The sequence below is a fragment of the Arenimonas sp. genome, assembly GCF_036275555.1.
GTDB lineage: Bacteria > Pseudomonadota > Gammaproteobacteria > Xanthomonadales > Xanthomonadaceae > Arenimonas.
On the sequence record NZ_DASUDO010000033.1, the window covers coordinates 47,634 to 65,749 of the forward strand.

At 70.4% G+C, this 18,116-nt stretch carries 21 protein-coding genes; 12 read left to right on the plus strand and 9 right to left on the minus strand.

All coding sequences use genetic code 11. The features are described 5' to 3' along the window. The first annotated feature begins 87 nt into the window (after nt 1-87). The 6 genes from VFV21_RS09005 to VFV21_RS09030 all read left to right on the plus strand — a co-directional run bounded on the left by VFV21_RS09005 (nt 88) and on the right by VFV21_RS09030 (nt 4,363). A complete protein-coding gene (locus tag VFV21_RS09005) occupies nt 88-1,347 on the plus strand; it encodes a tetratricopeptide repeat protein (RefSeq protein WP_329669096.1) in 1,260 nt (419 codons plus the stop codon). Between the two features lie 106 nt (nt 1,348-1,453). Then, complete coding sequence (locus VFV21_RS09010; protein ID WP_034214208.1) at nt 1,454-2,110, plus strand: energy transducer TonB; 657 nt, start codon at nt 1,454-1,456, stop codon at nt 2,108-2,110. A gap of 52 nt (nt 2,111-2,162) precedes the next feature. Beyond that, nucleotides 2,163-2,957, plus strand: a complete 795-nt coding sequence (locus tag VFV21_RS09015; RefSeq protein WP_034214205.1) for a MotA/TolQ/ExbB proton channel family protein — start codon at nt 2,163-2,165, stop codon at nt 2,955-2,957. 29 nt (nt 2,958-2,986) lie between these two features. Next, nucleotides 2,987-3,400, plus strand: a complete 414-nt coding sequence (locus tag VFV21_RS09020) for a biopolymer transporter ExbD (protein WP_329669097.1) — start codon at nt 2,987-2,989, stop codon at nt 3,398-3,400. Between the two features lie 12 nt (nt 3,401-3,412). Beyond that, nucleotides 3,413-3,826: an ExbD/TolR family protein gene (locus tag VFV21_RS09025; protein ID WP_034214201.1), complete on the plus strand. Its 414-nt coding sequence runs from the start codon at nt 3,413-3,415 to the stop codon at nt 3,824-3,826. A gap of 141 nt (nt 3,827-3,967) precedes the next feature. Further along, complete coding sequence (locus VFV21_RS09030; protein WP_329669098.1) at nt 3,968-4,363, plus strand: ExbD/TolR family protein; 396 nt, start codon at nt 3,968-3,970, stop codon at nt 4,361-4,363. On the opposite strand, the gene VFV21_RS09035 is transcribed toward VFV21_RS09030, so the two are convergent. Further along, nucleotides 4,360-5,121: a pyridoxine 5'-phosphate synthase gene (locus VFV21_RS09035; RefSeq protein ID WP_329669099.1), complete on the minus strand. Its 762-nt coding sequence runs from the start codon at nt 5,119-5,121 to the stop codon at nt 4,360-4,362. The two genes, VFV21_RS09030 and VFV21_RS09035, sit on opposite strands and share 4 nt — an antisense overlap. Nucleotides 5,122-5,207: 86 nt before the next feature. Between VFV21_RS09035 and VFV21_RS09040 the strand changes: the two genes are divergently transcribed. Next, nucleotides 5,208-8,078: a diguanylate cyclase gene (locus VFV21_RS09040; RefSeq protein ID WP_329669100.1), complete on the plus strand. Its 2,871-nt coding sequence runs from the start codon at nt 5,208-5,210 to the stop codon at nt 8,076-8,078. Next, on the plus strand, nt 8,068-8,232 hold the full coding sequence (locus VFV21_RS09045; RefSeq protein WP_329669101.1) for a DUF2256 domain-containing protein: 165 nt from the start codon (nt 8,068-8,070) through the stop codon (nt 8,230-8,232). Before VFV21_RS09040 ends, VFV21_RS09045 begins: the two co-directional genes overlap by 11 nt. 9 nt (nt 8,233-8,241) lie before the next feature. On the opposite strand, the gene VFV21_RS09050 is transcribed toward VFV21_RS09045, so the two are convergent. The 5 genes from VFV21_RS09050 to VFV21_RS09070 all read right to left on the minus strand — a co-directional run bounded on the left by VFV21_RS09050 (nt 8,242) and on the right by VFV21_RS09070 (nt 12,095). Continuing rightward, nucleotides 8,242-8,484 carry a GlsB/YeaQ/YmgE family stress response membrane protein gene (locus tag VFV21_RS09050; protein WP_034214193.1) on the minus strand — a complete coding sequence of 81 codons (243 nt, stop codon included), beginning with the start codon at nt 8,482-8,484 and terminating at the stop codon, nt 8,242-8,244. An 81-nt stretch (nt 8,485-8,565) separates the two neighbouring features. Beyond that, the gene (locus VFV21_RS09055; protein ID WP_329669102.1) at nt 8,566-8,826 is read right to left on the minus strand and encodes a hypothetical protein; all 261 of its coding nucleotides are present in this window, start codon (nt 8,824-8,826) and stop codon (nt 8,566-8,568) included. A gap of 72 nt (nt 8,827-8,898) precedes the next feature. Continuing rightward, the gene (gene cls, locus VFV21_RS09060) at nt 8,899-10,314 is read right to left on the minus strand and encodes a cardiolipin synthase (protein ID WP_329669103.1); all 1,416 of its coding nucleotides are present in this window, start codon (nt 10,312-10,314) and stop codon (nt 8,899-8,901) included. A gap of 60 nt (nt 10,315-10,374) precedes the next feature. Next, on the minus strand, nt 10,375-11,076 hold the full coding sequence (locus tag VFV21_RS09065; RefSeq protein ID WP_329669104.1) for a 2OG-Fe(II) oxygenase: 702 nt from the start codon (nt 11,074-11,076) through the stop codon (nt 10,375-10,377). Beyond that, nucleotides 11,073-12,095 (minus strand): class 1 fructose-bisphosphatase, encoded by a 1,023-nt coding sequence (locus VFV21_RS09070; protein ID WP_329669105.1) that lies wholly within the window; start codon nt 12,093-12,095, stop codon nt 11,073-11,075. The genes VFV21_RS09065 and VFV21_RS09070 overlap by 4 nt, the downstream gene beginning before the upstream one ends. An 87-nt stretch (nt 12,096-12,182) precedes the next feature. On the opposite strand from VFV21_RS09070, the gene VFV21_RS09075 reads away from it, so the two are divergent. Then, complete coding sequence (locus tag VFV21_RS09075) at nt 12,183-13,427, plus strand: MgtC/SapB family protein (protein ID WP_329669106.1); 1,245 nt, start codon at nt 12,183-12,185, stop codon at nt 13,425-13,427. A 13-nt stretch (nt 13,428-13,440) separates the two neighbouring features. Continuing rightward, nucleotides 13,441-13,944, plus strand: coding sequence for a hypothetical protein (locus tag VFV21_RS09080; protein WP_329669107.1), 504 nt, complete (start codon nt 13,441-13,443; stop codon nt 13,942-13,944). A 10-nt stretch (nt 13,945-13,954) separates the two neighbouring features. On the opposite strand, the gene VFV21_RS09085 is transcribed toward VFV21_RS09080, so the two are convergent. Together VFV21_RS09085 and VFV21_RS09090 are read right to left on the minus strand one after the other, a co-directional pair. Then, the gene (locus VFV21_RS09085; protein WP_329669108.1) at nt 13,955-14,593 is read right to left on the minus strand and encodes a response regulator transcription factor; all 639 of its coding nucleotides are present in this window, start codon (nt 14,591-14,593) and stop codon (nt 13,955-13,957) included. Beyond that, nucleotides 14,590-15,738, minus strand: a complete 1,149-nt coding sequence (locus tag VFV21_RS09090) for a sensor histidine kinase (RefSeq protein WP_329669109.1) — start codon at nt 15,736-15,738, stop codon at nt 14,590-14,592. The genes VFV21_RS09085 and VFV21_RS09090 overlap by 4 nt, the downstream gene beginning before the upstream one ends. 142 nt (nt 15,739-15,880) lie before the next feature. On the opposite strand from VFV21_RS09090, the gene VFV21_RS09095 reads away from it, so the two are divergent. Beyond that, nucleotides 15,881-16,585, plus strand: coding sequence for a hypothetical protein (locus VFV21_RS09095; RefSeq protein ID WP_329669110.1), 705 nt, complete (start codon nt 15,881-15,883; stop codon nt 16,583-16,585). Here VFV21_RS09095 and phhA read toward each other — a convergent pair. Beyond that, nucleotides 16,582-17,469: a phenylalanine 4-monooxygenase gene (phhA, locus tag VFV21_RS09100; RefSeq protein ID WP_329669111.1), complete on the minus strand. Its 888-nt coding sequence runs from the start codon at nt 17,467-17,469 to the stop codon at nt 16,582-16,584. The genes VFV21_RS09095 and phhA overlap by 4 nt on opposite strands. A gap of 121 nt (nt 17,470-17,590) precedes the next feature. On the opposite strand from phhA, the gene VFV21_RS09105 reads away from it, so the two are divergent. After that, nucleotides 17,591-18,070 (plus strand): Lrp/AsnC family transcriptional regulator, encoded by a 480-nt coding sequence (locus tag VFV21_RS09105; RefSeq protein WP_329669112.1) that lies wholly within the window; start codon nt 17,591-17,593, stop codon nt 18,068-18,070. The last annotated feature ends 46 nt before the right edge of the window (nt 18,071-18,116 follow it).

Sequence of the window (18,116 nt, forward strand, 5' to 3'; positions counted from 1 at the left end):
CAGGACAGCCGGGTTGAGCCGGGCAGGCGTTCCCCGTTACCCTTGCTGACCCACACCGCGCTCGGCGCGGCGCCAAGGAGTCACGAAATGAAGGCCCTACATACGCTCAAGATCGTCGCGCTTGCCGTCTTCCTGACGGCCTCGTTCGCGGCGCCCGACGCCGACGCCCAGCGCAAGCGCGGCGAGCCGGTCGCGCTCTACCCGGACGCCACCCGCAAGTCGCCGACCGGCAGCTACGCGCCGCGCCTGGCCAAGCAGCACCAGAAGCTGCAGTCGATCTACACCGAAGAGGGCCGCGAGCAGGAAGCCCTGGCGCTCGCCGAAGAGATCATCAACAACGAGCGGGCCAAGCCCTACGACAAGGCCATCGCGATGATGACCGCCGGCACCGTCGCCGTGTCGATGGACGACGAGGCCCGCGGCATCGACTACTTCGAGCGCGCGATCGCCGAGGATGCCCTGGTCAACGACAACCACTACAACGTGATGATCAACCTGGCCGCGCTGTACGTGAACGCGAGCCAGTTCGACAAGGCCGATCCGCTGCTGGCCCGCCTGATCGCCGAGACCTCGACCAAGAACCCCGACGTCTACGCCATGCAGGCGTCGAGCTTCTACAACAACGGCAAGTACGCCGAGGCGATCGAGTCCATCAAGAAGGCCACCGAGTTCAAGGGCGAGGCCCAGCCCCAGTGGAACTCCATGCTGCTGGCCGCCTACGCCGAGCTCGGCCAGGACGACCAGGCCATCGCCCTGGGCGAGTCGATCCTCGCCAAGAACCCGGACGACAAGCGCGCCATCTCCAACCTGGCCCTGCTCTACAGCAACAACGACCAGCCCGAGAAGGCCGTGGCCCTGCTCGACGGCGCCCGCAAGCGTGGCCTGCTCAACGAGGCGGAAGACTACGAGCGCATCTTCTCCACCTACTACAACATGGAGCAGGAGGCGCAGGCCGCCGCCGTGCTCGAGGAAGGCCTGGCCAAGGGCATCCTGCCGCAGGAGGCCAAGTACTACACGATGCTGGCCCAGGCCCATTACTTCGGCGACAACATTGCTCCGGCCATCTCGGCCGCCCAGAAGGCCGCCGACCTGTCCACGGACGGCGAGCCGGGCGTGTTCCTGGCCCAGGTGCTGAGCCAGGAAGACCGCAACCCGGAGGCCCTGGCCGCCGCCCGCGCGGCGATCGCCAAGGGCGTGAAGAGCCCGGGCACCGCGTGGATGGTCATCGCCCGGTCCGAGTACTATTCGGAGAACATGGCCGGCGCCAAGGCCGCGTACCGGGAGGCCGCCAAGGACCCCGCGACCCGCGAACAGGCCGAAAAGGCCCTGGCCCAGATTTCCCGTTGATCGGTTGGTAAACCGGTAACCTTGGTATAAGCTAACAAGTTCCCGCCGCTCCCCGGCGGGTCACGGCTTAACGCCGGCAGACCAGAGAGCTCGAGCCGCCACCCGCATGACGGACAAGAATTACAAATACGAAGACAAGCCCCAGGGCATCAGCTGGGCTCGCATCGGCGGCAATGCCTTCGCCATCGCGCTGCATGCGATCGCGTTCATGCTGATGCTGATCCCCGTGGCGACCCCGGAGAAGGCCGAGAAGCCCGACGAGGTGACCCAGGTCAGCTTCATCGAGCCGCCGCCGCCGCCCCCGCCGCCGCCGCCGCCGCCGCCGGAGCCGCCGAAGGTCGTCCAGAAGATCGTCGAGCAGCCCAAGCCGACGCCGGTCCCGCCGCCGCCGGAAGAGCCGCCGGTCGTGTTCGACGACCCGAGCCCGATCGACATCGAGGCCCCGCCGCCGGCTCCGCCCGCGCCGCCGGCCCCGCCCGCCGACTTCAGCCCGTCCGAGGACATCAGCGGCCGCGCCATGAACCCGCCGCGTTACCCGGCCCGGGAACTGCGCGACGGCATCGGCGGCACCGTCATGCTGCGCGTCACCATCGATGCCTCCGGCAACGTGCTCGACGTGCAGATCCAGCGTTCGAGCCGCAACCGCAACCTTGATCGCGCGGCCATGGATGCCGCTCGCAAGTGGAGGTTCAACCCGGGTATGCGCGGCGGCCAGAAGGTCGGTGGCGACGTCCTGGTGCCCGTGAACTTCAATCCCGGCTAAGCAATAAAAACGTTCATCCCGTAACGGTCAATCACACAAGAAAGGCACCCTTATGCTGCAGGACATCCTCCTCACCGTCGCCGCCGCTGCGCCGGCCGCCGTTGGCGGCGCTGCCAACAACGCCGAAGCCCTCAACCAGATGGGCTTTGCCCACCTGTTCAAGGAAATGACCTCCGCCCCGGGCGAGTTCATCGTCTCCTGGGTGGTCTTCCTGATGCTGGTCGTGATGTCGTTCGGCTCGTGGTGGTACACGATCGTGAACTTCATCAAGAACACCGTCGTCTCCAACCGCGCCGACGCCGTCGTCCGCACCTTCTGGGAAACCCCGAACGCGCAGGACGCCATCCGCTTCATGGAAGAGCAGCCGGCCAACGAGCCGTTCTCGAAGATCGCGCTCGACTGCGCCCAGGCCGCCGCGCACCACCAGCGCCATGAGGGCAGCCGCCTCGTCGACGCCCTGAACCGCTCGGAGTTCATCGACCGCGCCCTGCGCCAGGCCGTCACCCGCGAGAGCGCCAAGCTCGAGAACGGCATGACCTGGCTGGCCACCGTCGGCGCGACCGCCCCGTTCGTCGGTCTGCTCGGCACCGTGTGGGGCATCTACGGCGCCCTGATCAAGATCGGCGCCACCGGCCAGGCCTCCATCGACGCCGTCGCCGGCCCGGTGGGCGAGGCGCTGATCATGACCGCCTTCGGCCTGTTCGTCGCGATCCCGGCCGTGCTGGCGTACAACGCCTTCAACCGCGCCAACCGCAACACCTACGCCAAGTTCGATACCTTCGCGCACGACCTGCACGACTTCTTCGCCACCGGCTCGCGCGTCGGCGACGTGCCGGCCAAGCGCTGAGTCAACCGGTCTAACCAGGAGCCGCAGGCATGGCCTTCTCAAGTAATTCCGGCGGTGGCGGCCCGATGGCCGACATCAACGTCACGCCCCTCGTGGACGTGATGCTGGTGCTGCTGATCATCTTCATGATCACGGCGCCCCTGATGTCGCATAAGGTCAAGGTCGACCTGCCCCAGGCCACCCTGGAGCAGAAGCCCGAAATCGACCAGCCGCCGATCACGCTGGCGATCGAGGCCAGCGGTCAGGTCTACTGGAACGACGAGAAGGTCTCCACCGACATGCTCGAGGCGCGCCTGGCCGTCCTGGCCCAGCGCACCCCGCAGCCGCAGGTGGACGTGCGCGCCGACAACGTCACCCGCTACGGGATCATCGCGGACGTGGTGAAGAAGGTGCGCGTGGCCGGTATCCGCAAGGTGGGCTTCGTGTCCACCCCCGAGCGCTGAGGAAAGACTGACATGGCATTCTCGTCCAACGCCGGCAGCGGCCCGATGGCCGACATCAACGTCACGCCCCTCGTGGACGTGATGCTGGTGCTCCTGATCATCTTCATGGTCACTGCGCCGGCCCTGTCCTACCAGATCCAGGTCGACCTGCCGCAGCGGACGTCCAATCCGCCGCCGCAGCCGAAGGATCCGCCCGAGCCGATCCGCCTGCGGATCGAAGCGGGTGGCACCATCACCTGGAACAACTCGCCGATGCCGATCTCGGTGCTTCAGTCGTCGCTGGAAGTGGAGGCGGAACGCGCCATGCAGCCGACGCTGGAGATCGAGACCGACCCCGACGCGCAGTACGAAATGCTGGCCAAGGTCCTGTCCCGGGCCAAGAACTCCGGCATGGAAAAAATCTCCTTCGTGGAACCCGGCCAGTAAGGCCGCGCTTCCCGCACCTGCAGCAACGCCGCCTCCGGGCGGCGTTTTTTTTGGCTCCGGTGCCCAGGCACCGCACCCCGGCTTGCGAGGACGTTCCGGCGGGCGTAAAAGAAAAACGGGACCCCCGGAAGGAGTAGCGCCATGGCCTTCACCGCCGCACGGACCGCTTCCGACACGATGTCGGAGATGAACATCACGCCCCTGGTCGACGTCATGCTGGTCTTGCTGGTGATCTTCATGGTCACCGCCCCGCTGATGGACTTCCGGATACCGATGGGGCTATCCCAACCCGACCGGAATCCGCCGCCGCCCAGCGAACAGGTGGTGCTGGCCGTCGAGCGGGGCGATCTCTTCCGCCTGGCTGGCGACCCGGTGACGGCCCAGGCCCTGCCGGCCGCGCTGAAGGTCATCGGCGACGCCCAGCCCGGCTTCGTGCTGCGGATCGAGATCGATCCCGAGGCCGACTACCAGTCGGCCGCCAGCGCGCTAGCCGCCGTGGAGCGCTCGGGCATCGAGAAGTACGGATTGGCCGACTAGGCCCCGCCGGCCGCCGCGGCGATGATGCCGCGGTAGGCCCGGACGGTCGGACCCAGGCCCTGGTGCAGGGCCTCGCCGAACAGCGCGTGCCCGATCGACACCTCGAGCACGCCCGGCACCCCGCGCAGGAAATCGCCGAGGTTGGCCTGGCTCAGGTCGTGGCCGGCGTTCACGCCCAGCCCGAGCGCCTGGGCCTCGCGGGCGGTGCGGGCACAGGCCGCAAGCGCGGCGCCGGCGTCGCCCGCCGCGTGCGCTTCGGCGAAGGGCCCGGTGTACAGCTCGATCCGGTCCACGCCCATGCCGGCCGCCAGCGCCAGGCCCTCGGCGCCCGCGTCCATGAACAGCGAAACCCGCACGCCCCAGGCCTTGAGCTGCGCCACCAGCGGCGCCAGCCGCACGGCGTCGCGGGCCAGGTCGAAGCCATGGTCGGAGGTGAGCTGGCCATCGCCATCCGGCACCAGGGTGGCCTGGGTGGGGCGCACGGCCTCCACCAGGGGCAGGAAGCCGGGATAGCCCGGGCGGGGCGGGGCGAACGGATTGCCCTCGAGGTTGTACTCGACGCGCCCGGCGACCAGCCCGGCCAGGTCTTGCACGTCGCCGGGACGGATGTGCCGCTGGTCCGGCCGGGGGTGCACGGTGATGCCGCCGGCGCCGGCGGCGATGGCCGCCTCGGCCGCCGCCACCACGCTGGGCTCGAGCCCGCCCCGGGAGTTCCGGAGCACGGCCACCTTGTTGACGTTCACGCTGAGCAGGGTCATGCCGGCAGCCTACCCTGCCGCCCGCTGGTCGGAAATCCCTGCGTCACTTCGCGGAACGGGGCGGGCGCTTGGAGGATAATCCGGCCATGTCGCCCCTGACCCTGCTCAGCGCCCTGCTCCTGGCCATCGCTTGCCTGGCGGCGCCGACGGCGACCGCCAAGGCCTTGCCCGGCGATCCGCTGGCGCGGCACTTCAGCTCCGAGGAAACGCACGCGTCGCCAAGCCACTTCGACATCACCACCGGCGCGAACGGCGAACTCTTCGTCGGCAATTACGACGGCGTGCTGCACTACGACGGCGTCGACTGGCGCCTGATCACCCTGCCGGCCAATGTCGCCGCGCGCGCGGTCGCCACCGGCACCGATGGCCTGGTCTATGTCGGCAGCTACGACGGCTTCGGCCGGCTCGTGCGCAACGACGAGGGTGACTTCGTCTACGAGGAACTGCTTACGCGCGCCGGCCTGCGCGACGAGGACCGCCACGTCGGCATCGTCTGGGAAGTGATGGCCACCGAGGCCGGCGTCTGGTTCCACACCGAACGGGCGCTGCATTTCCTGCCCTACGACGAGGGCGCCGCGCGCCGCTGGCCGCTGCCGGCCGAAGTGCGCAGCTTCTATGCGGTGGGCGGGCAGCTGCTGGTGCGCGTCAACGGCAAGGGCGTGTGCCGCTTCGACGACGGCGAGTTCGAGCTGCTCAAGGGCGGCGAAGTATTCGCCGATCGCGCGCTGTCCGGCGTCATACCGCGCGAGGGTTGGAACCTGATGGTGGCCGACGACGGCCTGTTCATCGCCGACGACGACGGCATCCGCCGCATGTCCGGTGCCGCCGACAAGCGCGTCGCCGGGAAGTCCGCCTATGTCGCGCAGGCGCTGGACGACGGCAGCGTGGTCATCGGCACCCAGGACGGCGAACTGATCCGCATCGGCGCCGACCTGCAGCCACGCGAGATCCTCGACCTCGGCGGTTTCGCGGTGCGCGCGCTCGGCCTCGATCGCGAAGGCGGCCTCTGGGTCGCCACCGAAGGCGACCTGGTGCGCCTCTCGCTGCCCTCGCCCTGGTCCTTCCTGGGCCAGGACCACGGGCTGGTGGGCAGCCCGAATGATTTCGAGTGGTACGACGGCGCCGTCTGGCTGGCTTCGTCGCGCGGCCTGCAGCGCATGACCGTGCAACCCGACGGCGGCGTCGCCAACGAGCGCCTGCCCTGGACCGCCTTCGAAGCCCAGGCCCTGCACGCCAGCGAGGGCGGCCTGCTGGTCGGCATCCGCGAGGGCCTGCTGGTGCTTGATCCCGGCGCGCGCGAGCCGCGCAAGCTGTTCGAGCATCCCTTCCACGGCGTCTACGGCCTGATGGAATCCGAGCACGATCCCGGCCTGGTGTACGCCGCGACCGCCTCCGAGCTGATGCTGCTGCGTCGTCCCGAGGGCCGCTGGCAGATCGCGGCGACGATCCCGTTCGACGGCATCAGCGCCTACGGCATCGAGGAGGCGGGCCCCGGCGAGCTCTGGCTGGGCGACAGCCGCGGCCCCGTGCAGCGTTGGCGGCTCGATCTCGCCACGGGCAGGCTGGTCGAGCGCGAGGTGTTCGACGACGCGCGCGGGCTGCCCGTCGATCCGGACACCGGCACCAGCGTGTTCCGCCTCGACGGCCGCATCCACGCCGTCAGCGGTGGCGCCGGCTTCCGGCTCGACGGCGATCGCTTCGTGCCCGACCAGGCCCCGCCGGCCACCCTCGTCGATCGCCCTGACGAGCTGGTGGTCGAGCACACCCCGCTCGGCGATTTCGCGTTCACCACCCGCCAGCTCTGGCGCCGGGCGCCCGGCGAGGACGACTGGCAGCAGGTGTACCCAGGCGCCAGCTCCGCCGCCGGCTATTCCAACCTGCGTATGAGCCGCGACGGCGTGCTTCGCGTGGCCACCTGGGACGGCCTGCTGCAGTACAACCCGAACGAGGTCGAGGCCCGCCCGCAGCCGCTGCGGCTGGTGATGGAGCGGGTGACCGCGCGCGGCCCCGCCGGCGAAACCCTGTCGCTGCCGACCCGCACGGGCGGCGATCCGGTGCAGGTGCCGCCCGGCTACGGCCTGAGCCTGCGCTTTGGCATGGTCAGCATGGAGAGCGGCGCCGAGTTCCGCTACCTGCTGCACGGCGTCACGCCGGACTGGAGCGACTGGACCGACCGCGACCTCACCATCCGCGCCCTAGCGGCCGGCGATTACTCGCTCGAAGTGCAGGCGCGCACCCGCAACGGCCGCCAGGCCGCCGCGATGAACTACCGCTTCCGGGTCGAGCCGCGCTGGTACGAACAGTGGTGGGTCATCGCCTTCGGCCTGGTGGCGCTGGCGGCGCTCGCGGTCGCGATCACGCTCTGGGCCGTGCGGCAGCGCACCGAGCGCTATCTCGCCGCCAACCGCCGACTGGAATCGCGCATCGCCGAACGCACGCGCGAGCTCGAGGAACTCAACCGCAAGCTCGCCGAACTGGTCACCGAAGATGCGCTGACCGGCGTGGCCAACCGCCGCGCGCTGGAGAACGGGCTGCGCCGCGAGTGGTTCCGCTGCCTCGACCAGCGCCGCCCGCTGTCGGTGCTGATGATCGACGTCGACCACTTCAAGGCCTACAACGACACCCACGGCCACCTCGAGGGCGACGTGCAGCTGCGCGGCATCGCCCAGCGCCTGAACCAGCAGCATGATCCGCAGCGCGAGCTGTTGGCCCGCTACGGCGGCGAGGAATTCGCCCTGCTGCTGCCGGGCGTGCATCCGGACGAAGCGCTGCGGCGCGCCGAGATGATCCGCGCCGCGATCGCCACCAGCGACGCCGGCATGACCGTCAGCGTGGGCGTCGCCGGCTTCGTGCCCGACGTGCAGGTGGAGCCCGATGCCTTGCTGCGACGCGCCGATGCCGCGCTGTACGTGGCCAAGCGCGCCGGCCGCAACCGCGTCGCCGCCGATGGCGGCTGAGCGCCGCCGGCCCGGCGCCCCGCGGCCGGAGAAAACCTGCCCGGTGTGCCAGCGCCCGTTCCAGTGGCGCAAGAAATGGGAGCGCGACTGGGACCGCGTGGTCTATTGCTCCGACGCCTGCCGGCGCGGCACGCCGCGCGGCAGGGCCGGCTGAGCGCGCGGCTCAGGCCTTCTTGATCAGGCCGATGATGGCCAGCAGCAGGATCGCGCCGATGAAGGCGGTGATGAACAGCCCCATGTCGCCGCCGAACGACAGCCCCAGCTTCGGCAGCAGCCAGCCGCCGAAGAACGCGCCGAGCACGCCGACGACGATGTTCACCAGCACGCCGAAGCCGCGGCCCTTCATCACCACGCCGGCCAGCCAGCCGGCGAGCGCACCGATCAGCAGGAAAATAATCAGGTTCATGGTTCTCCCTCCCCGGGAACAAATGGAACAAGGACCCGCGCGGCGCACGGGCGTGTGACCGGGCTCAGGCTAGCACGCGCCTCAGTCCTGGTTTTCCCTGGCTTCCTGCGCGCGCTTGCGCGCTTCGGCCTGTTCGCGCATCAGGCGCAGTTCCTCCGGGCCGAGGATGTGGCTGATGTCGCGCGACGAGCTGGAGATGCGCGAGGACAGCCAGCCCAGCACCCACGCCACCATGAAGCCGAGCGCACCGGCCAGGAACACCAGCACGCCCAACGTGGGCATCGTGCGGACCATCGCCAGGGCCAGGCAGGCCAGGGACGCGAGCAGGTAGAGCCAATGCATTCGGGCAGCCTCCGGATTTTCCGGCGAGTGTAGCCCAAGCCGGCCCGGCCCCGGCCAGTCCCCCGACGACCGCTAGAGCAGGGGCGAGAACAGGCGGGCGGAGGCCTCGGCCAGCCGCCGGCCGAAGCCGTCGGCCGGGCGGTCGGGCCGGACTTCGCGGCAGTGGCCCAGGTCCTCGGTCATCTGCGCCTCGAGCCGCGCCGCGATGGCGTCGTCGTGCAGCAGCACGCTGAGTTCGAAGTTGAGCCGGAAGCTGCGGTGGTCGAAGTTGGCGCTGCCCACCAGGCAGGTGTCGTCGTCGATCAGCAGGGCCTTGGTGTGCAGCATGCGCGGCTGGTACTCGAACACGCGCACGCCCGCCGACACCAGTTCGTCGAAGTAGGAGCGGGCCGCGGCGCTGACGATGGCCGAATCGCTGTGCGCCGGCACGATCACCCGCACGTCGAGCCCGCGCAGCGCCGCCGAGGTCAGCGCCATCTTCGCCGCCTCGCCCGGCACGAAGTAAGGCGTGACCAGCCACACCCGCCGGTTGGCCTGGTGGATCGCCTCCACCTTCACCCGGTGGATCGCCTCCCAGGGCGAATCCGGCCCGGCCGGCAGCACCTGCGCCAGGATCACGCCGGCTTCCGAGGGCGGCCACAGGCGCTCGTCGCGCAGCGCGGTGCCGGTGGCGTAGTTCCAGTCCTCGAGGAAGGCCAGCTGCAGCCAGCGCACCACTTCGCCCTCCAGCCGCAGGTGCAGGTCGTGGAAGGCGTCGGCGCGGACGCGCTCGTTTTCCTCGTCGGTGATGTTGATGCCGCCGGTGAAACCGATGCGCCCGTCCACCACCACCACCTTGCGGTGGTTGCGCAGGTTCACGCGCGGGCGCCACAGCCAGCGCAGCCGCGCCGGGTGGAACCACGCGATCTCGACGCCGGCTTCGCGCAGCGGCGCCAGGAAGCCTTCGCGCAGGCGGCCCGAACCGATCGCATCGAGCAGCAGCCGCACCCGCACGCCCGCCTTCGCCTTCGCCACCAGCGCGTCGCGCACGGTCGTGCCGGTGTGGTCGGGCTCGAAGATGTAATACTCCACGTGCACGTGGTGGGTCGCGCCGGCGATGGCTTCGAGCAGGGCGTCGAGGGTGGGTCCGCCGCCGCTCATCAGCTCGGCGCGGGTGGCGCTCGAGGGTGCGAAGCCCGTGCTCGATTGCCCCAGCCGCGCGACGGTGGTGCAGTCCGCGCTGGCCTTCAGGCCCGCGGGCAGGGTGTCGTCGAGGCTGGCGCGCGCGCGCGAGCGCCGCAGCCGCTGGCGCCTTATCCGCTGCGGCCCGAGGAAGTGGTAGATCAGCAGGCCCAGCACCGGCAGCAGCGCCAGCGACATGATCCAGCTCAGCGTGGCGATCGGCTCGCGCTTCTGCAGCACGATCCAGCCGGCCAGCACGACCAGGTAGGCCGCCCAGACGGCCAGCAGCCAGGGCTTGAGGTCAGGCCAGAGTTCGCTCAACGGCATGGCGGGCGCCCGGGAACGCGGGATCGGCCGCCATCATGGCACGCCCGGCGCGCGCCTCGTTCAACGCCCGCCGAACAGCTGCTCGGCGCGCTGGAACAGGATCCAGCTGGTGGCGATGTATTTGTCGCCGCCCTGCGGACGGTTGCCGCGATGGGTGTGGGTGAACGCGGCCGGCGCGATCAGCAGGCTGCCGGTGCGCGGCGTGATCTTGCGGTCCTGGTACAGGAACTCGGTCTCGCCTTCGCTGAAGCCGTCGTTGAGGTAGATCGTCCACAGCACGTGGCGGTGCAGCGTCTCGGCGCTCGGGTCGCGCGGGTAGAGCTCGCAGTGCCAGTACGGGTAGCCGCCCTGGCCGGCGGTGTAGCGCTGCAGGTTGATCGCGCCCGGGCGCAGCACGCTGCGCACCAGGTTGGCCAGCGCCGCGTCGTCCATCGCCGGGAAATCCTCGGCGGCGATGCGGCGCAGCTTCCCGTCCGCGCCCGGCACCTGCAGCATCAGCGGCGCGATCAGCGCGTGGCTGTACTTGCGCAGGTAGGCCAGCAGGCCGGCGAACACGGCGTTGTTGAGCGCCGCCTCGACCTCCTGCCACTCCGGCTTGCCGGTGATCTGGATGTCGCGGCTGTCCTTGAGCTCGGGCATCACGCCGCCGCCGACCCGGCCGGGCACCGCGGCGCCGCTTTCCTCGAAGGCAGCCAGGATCTGCGCGCAGGCCTCGGCGTTGAGCGCGCCCTCGTAGACCTCGATGAAGTCGCCGTGGCTCACGCGTCGTGTTCCGCGTGGTAGCGGACCGCCTCTTCGACTTCCTTGCGCGAACCCAGCATCACCGGCACGCGCTGGTGCAGGCCGGTGGGCGTGACCTCGAGCATGCGCTGGCGGCCGGTGCTGGCGGCGCCGCCGGCCTGTTCGACGATGAAGCTCATCGGGTTGGCCTCGTACATCAGGCGCAGCTTGCCGCCCTTGTCGCGGCACTTGGCGTCGATGGGGTAGAAGAACACGCCGCCGCGGGTCAGGATGCGGTGCACGTCGGCCACCATGCTCGCCACCCAGCGCATGTTGAAGTCCTTGCCGCGCGGGCCTTCCTTGCCGGCCAGCAGGTCGCCCACGTAGCGCTGCATCGGCGGCTCCCAGTGGCGCTGGTTCGACATGTTGATCGCGAACTCCTTCGTCTCCTCGGGAATCCGGATGTCGCGCGAGGTCATCACGAAGCTGCCGACCTCGCGGTCGAGCGTGAACGCGTGGGTGCCGTGGCCCACGGTCAGCACCAGCATCGTGCTCGGCCCGTAGGTGGTGTAGCCGGCCGCCACCTGAGCCGTGCCCGGCTGCAGGAAGTGTTCGTCGCCCGGCTGGGTGACGCCGTCCGGGCAGCGCAGCACCGAGAAGATGGTGCCGACCGAGATGTTGACGTCGATGTTCGAGCTGCCGTCCAGCGGATCGAACAGCAGCAGGTAGTTGCCGCGCTGGAAGGCGTCGGGGATCGGCTGGCTGTGGTCCATTTCCTCGGAGGCCAGGCCGGCGAGGTGGCCGCCCCAGGCGTTGGCCTCGAGCAGGATGTCGTTGCTGAGCACGTCGAGCTTCTTCTGCGCCTCGCCCTGGATGTTCATGCTCTGCGCGCCCGGGGTGCCGGCGTCGCCGAGCACGCCGCCGAGGGCGCCCTTGCCCACCGCGATCGAAATGGACTTGCAGGCGCGGGCGACGACCTCGATCAGCAGGCGCAGGTCGGCGTTGATGCGGCCGGCGTGCTGCTCCTGGATGAGGTAACGGGTCAGCGAGATCGGCTTCATGGCGCTCCGGCGGGCAGGGGGACCCGTGCATTGTCCGGGCTGGGGCCGGGCTTGCAAGCCGCGGCCCGCGGGGTGCGAGAATCAGGCATGACCGCCGCGCCCGTGTTCGACAACGCCTTCCTGCTGTCCCTGGGCACGGCCCTGGGCCTGGGCCTGCTGGTGGGCGCCGTGCGCGAGCGGCGCCGGCCCGAGCCGGCCGTGGTCGCCGGGCTGCGCACGCACGCGCTGGCGGCGCTTTCGGGCGCGGTGTCGCTGTGGCTGGGGCCGGTCGTTTTCGCGGTGGTGGTGGCGCTGTCGGGCGTGCTGGCGGCCATGAGCTACCGCCACAGCCAGGGCCAGGACCCGGGCCTCACCGGCGAGGTGGCCCTGGTGCTGACCACCCTGCTTGGTGGCCTGGCCGTGCCGCTGCCGGCCCTGGCCGGTGCGCTGGGCGTGGTGGTGGCCGCCCTGCTCTACGCCAAGGCGCCTCTGCACCGGCTCACCCGCGACCTGCTCAGTGAGCGCGAACTGCAGGACGGCCTGGTGTTGCTGGCCTCGGCCCTGGTGGTGCTGCCGCTGGTGCCGGATCGCACGCTGGGTCCCTACGACGTCTTCAACCCGGCCACGCTGTGGAAGCTGGTGGTGCTGGTGATGGCGATCAGCGCCCTCGGCCACGTCGCCCTGCGCGCCACCGGCAACCGCTGGGGCCTGGCCGTGGCGGGCTTCTTCGCGGGCTATGTGTCCTCGACCGCGGCGGTGGCCGGCTTCGGCCAGCGCGTGCGCGAGACGCCGGCGCTGCTGTCCTCGGCCGTGGGCGCGGCGATGCTGGCCAACTTCGCGTCGCTGACGCTGTTCGTGCCGATCCTGCTGGCGGTGGCGCCGGGGCTGTTGGGCCAGGTCTGGCCGGAACTCGCGGCGGCCGGTGCGGTGATGGCGGGCGGTGGCTTGCTGGGCCTGCATCGCGGCGAGGACGGTGCGATCCCCTCGCCGACGGCGAAAACGCGGATGTTCCGGTTCTCGCACGCGCTGACCTTCGCGGCGGTGATCACGGCGGTGCTGTTCGCATCGGCGGCGCTCAACGACTGGCTGGGCCCGCGCGGCGCGATGGTCGCCGCCACGCTGGCGGCGCTGGCCGAGGTGCACGCGGCCGTGGCGACGGTGGGAAACCTGTTCCGCAGCAACGTGTTCGATGCCGAACAGGCGCGCTGGGGCCTGGTCGGCCTGCTGGCCGCCAGCTGGATCGCGAAGTCGGTGGTGGCCTGGAGCAGCGGTGGTCGTGCATATGGGCTGCGCGTGTTGCTGGGCCTGGGCGCGGCGGTGGTCGCCGCGGCGCTCGTGCCGTGGCTGACCTGAAGGAGAGAGGACGATGCGACTGATCACCATCGCGGCACTGCTGGCCTTGGCCGCCTGCACCGAAACGGCGCCGCCTTCCCCTGCGTCGGCGGGTGAAGCGGCTACCGTCGCGGCAAGCGCCAACGAAACGGCAGGCAACGCCCCGGCCACCCTGCGCGGCCGCGTGATGTATCCCAGCGAGGAGCTGCCGGCGATGCGCGTCTGCGCCCTCGCCGCCGCCGACCCGGGCAGCGCGCACTGCGTCGCTACCGAGGTCCACCAAATGCACTTCGAGCTGGTGCTGCCGGCCGGTGAATGGTGGCTGCTGGCCTGGCCGCTCGATACCGGCACCGCCGGCGACCCGGGCCTGCTCAGCGCCGCCAGCCAGTGCCTGGCCGACGGCGGGACGGGTTGCGACGACCACGCGCTGCAAACGCTGCAACTCGCCGCGGGCGAACTGCGCGACGGCCTGGACATCAACGACTGGTACTACGACCCTGCCGACTTCCCGCCGCCGATGGCGCCGGCGGCCGACTGAAACCAGCGACTCAGATCACCCGCAGCGTGATCGCCTTGAGCACCGCGCGCGTGCGGTCGCGGGTGCCGAGCTTGTCGAGGATGTCGGACACGTAGTTCTTCACCGTGCCTTCGGACAGGAACACCGCGCGCGCGATCTCCTTGTTCGAGTAGCCGCCCGCCAGCAGGCGCAGGATCGACACCTCGCGTTCGCTGAAGGTGTCGGTCGGCGCGGCCTGGTCGCGGTAGGCGTAGCGGGCGCGCACCGGGTCGGTGGAGACGGGCGCGAGCAGGGTTTCGCCGGCGGCGACGCGGGTGATGGCCTCGAGCAGGTCTTCCGGCGAGGCGTCCTTGAGCAGGAAACCCTGTGCGCCGGCGGCCGCGGCGCGCAGCGGCAGGGCCTCCTCGTCGAAGGTGGTCAGCAGCACCACCGGCGTGGCGTCGCCGCGTGCGCGCAGCGCCTGCACCAGGCCGAAGCCGTCGAGGCCGGGCATGCGGATGTCGGACAACACCACGTCCACCGGCGTCGCCACCAGCGCGTCGAGCAGGGCCTGGCCGTCGCCGGCCTCGAGCACCACGGCCACGGTGTCGAAGCCGGACAGCAGCGCCTTCAGGCCGCTGCGCACCAGGGCCTGGTCGTCGGCCAGGCCGATGCGGATCGGCGCACTCATGCCGCCACCGGCAGCCAGGCCTGCAGGTGCACGCCACCGGTGCCGGTGCGGCCGACGCTGAGCCCGCCGCCCAGGGCCTCGAGCCGCTCGCGCATGCCGCACAGGCCGTTGCCGGCGCGGACCTCGCCGCTGCCGCGGCCGTCGTCGCGGATGTCCAGGCGCAGCGACTCGTCCTCGCGCCGCAGCACCACCCACAGGTTCTGGGCTTGCGAATGCTTCACGGCATTGGTCAGGCCTTCCTGCACCGCGCGCAGCACCGCCTCGGCCTGCGCCACCGAGGCGACGCGGGCATTGGCGCCGACCTCGAGCTGCAGGCGCGGCCGCGGGAACGGACGCGCCAGCGCGGTCAGCGCTTCCTCGAGGTCGAGGCCGTCGCCCTGGCGCATCTGCTGCACCACGCCGCGGATGTCGGCCAGCAGTTCGTCGGCCAGGCGCGCGCACAGCTGCACCTGGCCGTCGGCCGCGAAGCGCGGGTCGCGGGCCAGGGCGGCGAGGTTGAGCTTGAGCGCGGTGAGCTTGTGGCCGGCGACGTCGTGCAGTTCGCGCGACAGGCGCAGGCGCTCGGAGTCGCGCGCGGTCTCGGCCAGCAGCGAGCGCGTGGCCAGCAGGTCGGCGTTGGCGGCGGCGAGCTCGTCGCGCGTGCGCTCGGCGCTGAAGGCGAACCACGCGGTCAGCGCCGCGAAGCACTGGAAGCTGCCGTGCATCACGGTCGAGATCAGCGGCGACTGCAGCTGCCACGCGTCGCGGTAGACCAGGTACATGGCGACGTTGATCGCCAGGATGATCGCCAGCGCCGGCCGCGGCGACCACAGGTGCACCACCTGGATCACGCACAGGATCAGCAGGATCGGCAGCGAGGAGTTGCGCGCCACCAGCATCAGCGCGAACGCCAGCGCCACCTGGCCCAGCAGCATCAGCCGCGGCAGCATCCGCACCTCGGGTTCGCGCGGACCGCCGGTGACCGCCAGGAACAAGGCCAGGAAGCCCACGTGCATCAGCGCCAGCAGCGTGGCCGACGCCGGCCACGCCAGCCCGCCGGGTGGCGGCGACCAGCGTGCGAACAGCAGCTCCCAGCCGATCGCCGCCCAGGCGATGTAGGCGGCGAAGTTCAGCGGCGAGAGCAGCACCTTCAGGCGTTCGTTCATGGCGCCAGCTTGGGCCGCGGACGGGCGCGGCTCAAGGCCCGGGGGCAAGAAAGTGACTTCCGGCACCGCGACCCGATGACCGCCGGCACCTGAACCGCCCCGCGCCCGCCGCGAGACTGGCATCACTTCGGGAGGAACCGCCATGACCCTGCACACGCTCAGCTTCTACACCCACGCCGGCCTGGGCGTGCTCGCCCTCGCCACGTTCTGGATCGCGGGCCTGAGCCGCAAGGGCAGCCCGCTGCACCGCGCGGCCGGCAAGGTCTACCTGCCGGCGATGGCCGGCCTGCTGCTGGCGGCGGTGCCGCTGGCGGTGGCGGTGTTCCAGCGCGCGCCGGTCGCCGGGGCGTTCCTGGGCTACCTGCTGGTGCTGACCGTGACCTCGGTCTGGTGCAGCTGGCGCGCGGTGAAGGACAAGAAGGACTGGGCGCGCTACACCGGCCCGGTGTTCCGCGTGCTGACCTGGGCGAACCTCGCCAGCGCGATCGCCATCGCCGCCGTGGGCCTGTTCATGGCCAAGCAGATGCAGCTGGTGATCGTTTCGTTCGCCGGCATCGGGCTCTTCGCCTTCGTCCAGATGTGGCGTTTCTCGCGCCAGCGGCCGGAGGATCCGCGCTGGTGGCTGCGCGAGCACCTCAACGCGATGCTCGGCAACGGCGTGGCGACCCACATCGCTTTCCTGAGCATCGGCCTGCCCAAGGTGCTGCCGATGCTGGCGGGCGCGACGCTGATGAACCTGGCGTGGCTCGGCCCGCTGGTCGTGGCCTTCGTGGCCGGCGCCTACCTGACCCGCAAGTTCCTCCCCAAGCGCGCGGCGCCGGCGGCGGGCGTGGGCGTCGCCGGCTAGACGTCGCCGTCCTTGAGCCAGCCTTCGCCGTTGCCGCGGTTGAACACCGCGTCACCGGCCTGCACCGAGCCGGCCGGGAAACTGTCGAGCTGCGCCAGCTTCGCGTAGATCGGGGTGAAGTCGGGGCGCGTGGCTTCCATCAGCTGCTCGTAGCTGTCGATGACGAAGTAGGTCTTCTGGAAGGTGTCGATGCGGTAGCGCGTGCGCATGATGCGCTCGAGGTCGAAGCCGATGCGGTTGGGTGCGGCGCTGTCGAGGCAGTGGATGGACTCGCCCTTCGACGAGACGATGCCGCTGCCGTAGATGCGCAGGCCGTCGTCCTGTCTGATCAGGCCGAACTCGACCGTGTACCAGTACAGGCGCGTCAGGTTCACCAGCGCCTCGGGGCCAATCGCGTGCGCCTTGACGCCGCCGCGGCCGTAGGCCGCCATGTAGTCGGCGAACACCGGGTTCATCAGCAGCGGCACGTGGCCGAACAGGTCGTGGAAGAGATCGGGCTCGCTGAGGTAGTCGAGCTGCTCGGGCTTGCGGATCCACCAGGTCACCGGGAAGCGGCGGTTGGCGAGGTGCTCGAAGAAGGTCAGCTCGGGCAGCAGCCCTTCGACGCCGACCAGCTCCCAGCCGGTGGCCTTGCGCAGCATCGGGTTGAGCTCGTCGAACTTCGGGATGCGGTCGGGCGACATGCCCATCAGCCGCTGCTGGCGCAGGAACTCATCGCTCGCGCGGCCCACCAGCAGCTGCTGCTGGCGCTCGAACAGCGTTGCCCAGACCTCGTGGTCGGTGGCGGTGTAGCTCGACCACGGCTGCTCGACCACGGCCGTGGTGTACACCGGCACGTAGCCCTTGTCGGTGAGCTGGTGTTCGACGCGGTTCGGCTGGGACATGGTCGGCTCCGGGAACAGGCTCCCAGTCTAGCGGCGAGCGGGCGCAAGAGGATTGCGTTGTTGCGCCGGTAAGGCCAAAAAGCGCAAGATAATTGCGCCTATACGCCTGGGTACGCTACGAATGGACCGTCCCGACCTCGATCGCATCGATCTCGCCCTGCTCGCCATCCTCCAGCGCGAGGGCCGCATCAGCAATGCCGAGCTGGCCGAGCGGGTGAGCCTGTCGGCTTCGGCCTGCCTGCGGCGGGTGCAGCGGCTGGAGCAGGCCGGCGTGCTGGCCGGCTATTCGGCCGTGCTGGACCCGGCCCGCGTCGGCCTGGGCCTGCAGGCCTTCGTGCGCGTCCAGCTCTCGCGCCACGACGCGGACGCCATCGCCGGCTTCACCCAGCGGGTCAACGACTGGGACGAGGTGATCGCCTGCCACGCGCTCACCGGCGACATGGACTACCTGCTGCACGTGGCGGTGCAAGACCTCGAGCACTTCTCCCGCTTCCTGCTCGACCACCTGCTCAACGCCACCGGCGTCGCCGACGTCAACTCCAGCTTCGTCCTGCGCACCGTCAAGCAGTCCCGCGCCCTCCCCCTGACCCACCTCGCATGAAAAAGGGGTCAGAGTAATTATTCGTTTCAAACGAATAATTACTCTG

Bases quoted from the DNA above. Each gene is read 5' to 3' on its own strand.
- VFV21_RS09005 (WP_329669096.1), top strand. From the start codon at position 88: ATGAAGGCCCTACATACGCTCAAGATCGTCGCGCTTGCCGTCTTCCTG.
- VFV21_RS09010 (WP_034214208.1), top strand. From the start codon at position 1,454: ATGACGGACAAGAATTACAAATACGAAGACAAGCCCCAGGGCATCAGC.
- VFV21_RS09015 (WP_034214205.1), top strand. From the start codon at position 2,163: ATGCTGCAGGACATCCTCCTCACCGTCGCCGCCGCTGCGCCGGCCGCC.
- VFV21_RS09020 (WP_329669097.1), top strand. From the start codon at position 2,987: ATGGCCTTCTCAAGTAATTCCGGCGGTGGCGGCCCGATGGCCGACATC.
- VFV21_RS09025 (WP_034214201.1), top strand. From the start codon at position 3,413: ATGGCATTCTCGTCCAACGCCGGCAGCGGCCCGATGGCCGACATCAAC.
- VFV21_RS09030 (WP_329669098.1), top strand. From the start codon at position 3,968: ATGGCCTTCACCGCCGCACGGACCGCTTCCGACACGATGTCGGAGATG.
- VFV21_RS09035 (WP_329669099.1), bottom strand. From the start codon at position 5,121: ATGACCCTGCTCAGCGTGAACGTCAACAAGGTGGCCGTGCTCCGGAAC.
- VFV21_RS09040 (WP_329669100.1), top strand. From the start codon at position 5,208: ATGTCGCCCCTGACCCTGCTCAGCGCCCTGCTCCTGGCCATCGCTTGC.
- VFV21_RS09045 (WP_329669101.1), top strand. From the start codon at position 8,068: ATGGCGGCTGAGCGCCGCCGGCCCGGCGCCCCGCGGCCGGAGAAAACC.
- VFV21_RS09050 (WP_034214193.1), bottom strand. From the start codon at position 8,484: ATGAACCTGATTATTTTCCTGCTGATCGGTGCGCTCGCCGGCTGGCTG.
- VFV21_RS09055 (WP_329669102.1), bottom strand. From the start codon at position 8,826: ATGCATTGGCTCTACCTGCTCGCGTCCCTGGCCTGCCTGGCCCTGGCG.
- cls (WP_329669103.1), bottom strand. From the start codon at position 10,314: ATGCCGTTGAGCGAACTCTGGCCTGACCTCAAGCCCTGGCTGCTGGCC.
- VFV21_RS09070 (WP_329669105.1), bottom strand. From the start codon at position 12,095: ATGAAGCCGATCTCGCTGACCCGTTACCTCATCCAGGAGCAGCACGCC.
- VFV21_RS09075 (WP_329669106.1), top strand. From the start codon at position 12,183: ATGACCGCCGCGCCCGTGTTCGACAACGCCTTCCTGCTGTCCCTGGGC.
- VFV21_RS09080 (WP_329669107.1), top strand. From the start codon at position 13,441: ATGCGACTGATCACCATCGCGGCACTGCTGGCCTTGGCCGCCTGCACC.
- VFV21_RS09085 (WP_329669108.1), bottom strand. From the start codon at position 14,593: ATGAGTGCGCCGATCCGCATCGGCCTGGCCGACGACCAGGCCCTGGTG.
- VFV21_RS09090 (WP_329669109.1), bottom strand. From the start codon at position 15,738: ATGAACGAACGCCTGAAGGTGCTGCTCTCGCCGCTGAACTTCGCCGCC.
- VFV21_RS09095 (WP_329669110.1), top strand. From the start codon at position 15,881: ATGACCCTGCACACGCTCAGCTTCTACACCCACGCCGGCCTGGGCGTG.
- phhA (WP_329669111.1), bottom strand. From the start codon at position 17,469: ATGTCCCAGCCGAACCGCGTCGAACACCAGCTCACCGACAAGGGCTAC.
- VFV21_RS09105 (WP_329669112.1), top strand. From the start codon at position 17,591: ATGGACCGTCCCGACCTCGATCGCATCGATCTCGCCCTGCTCGCCATC.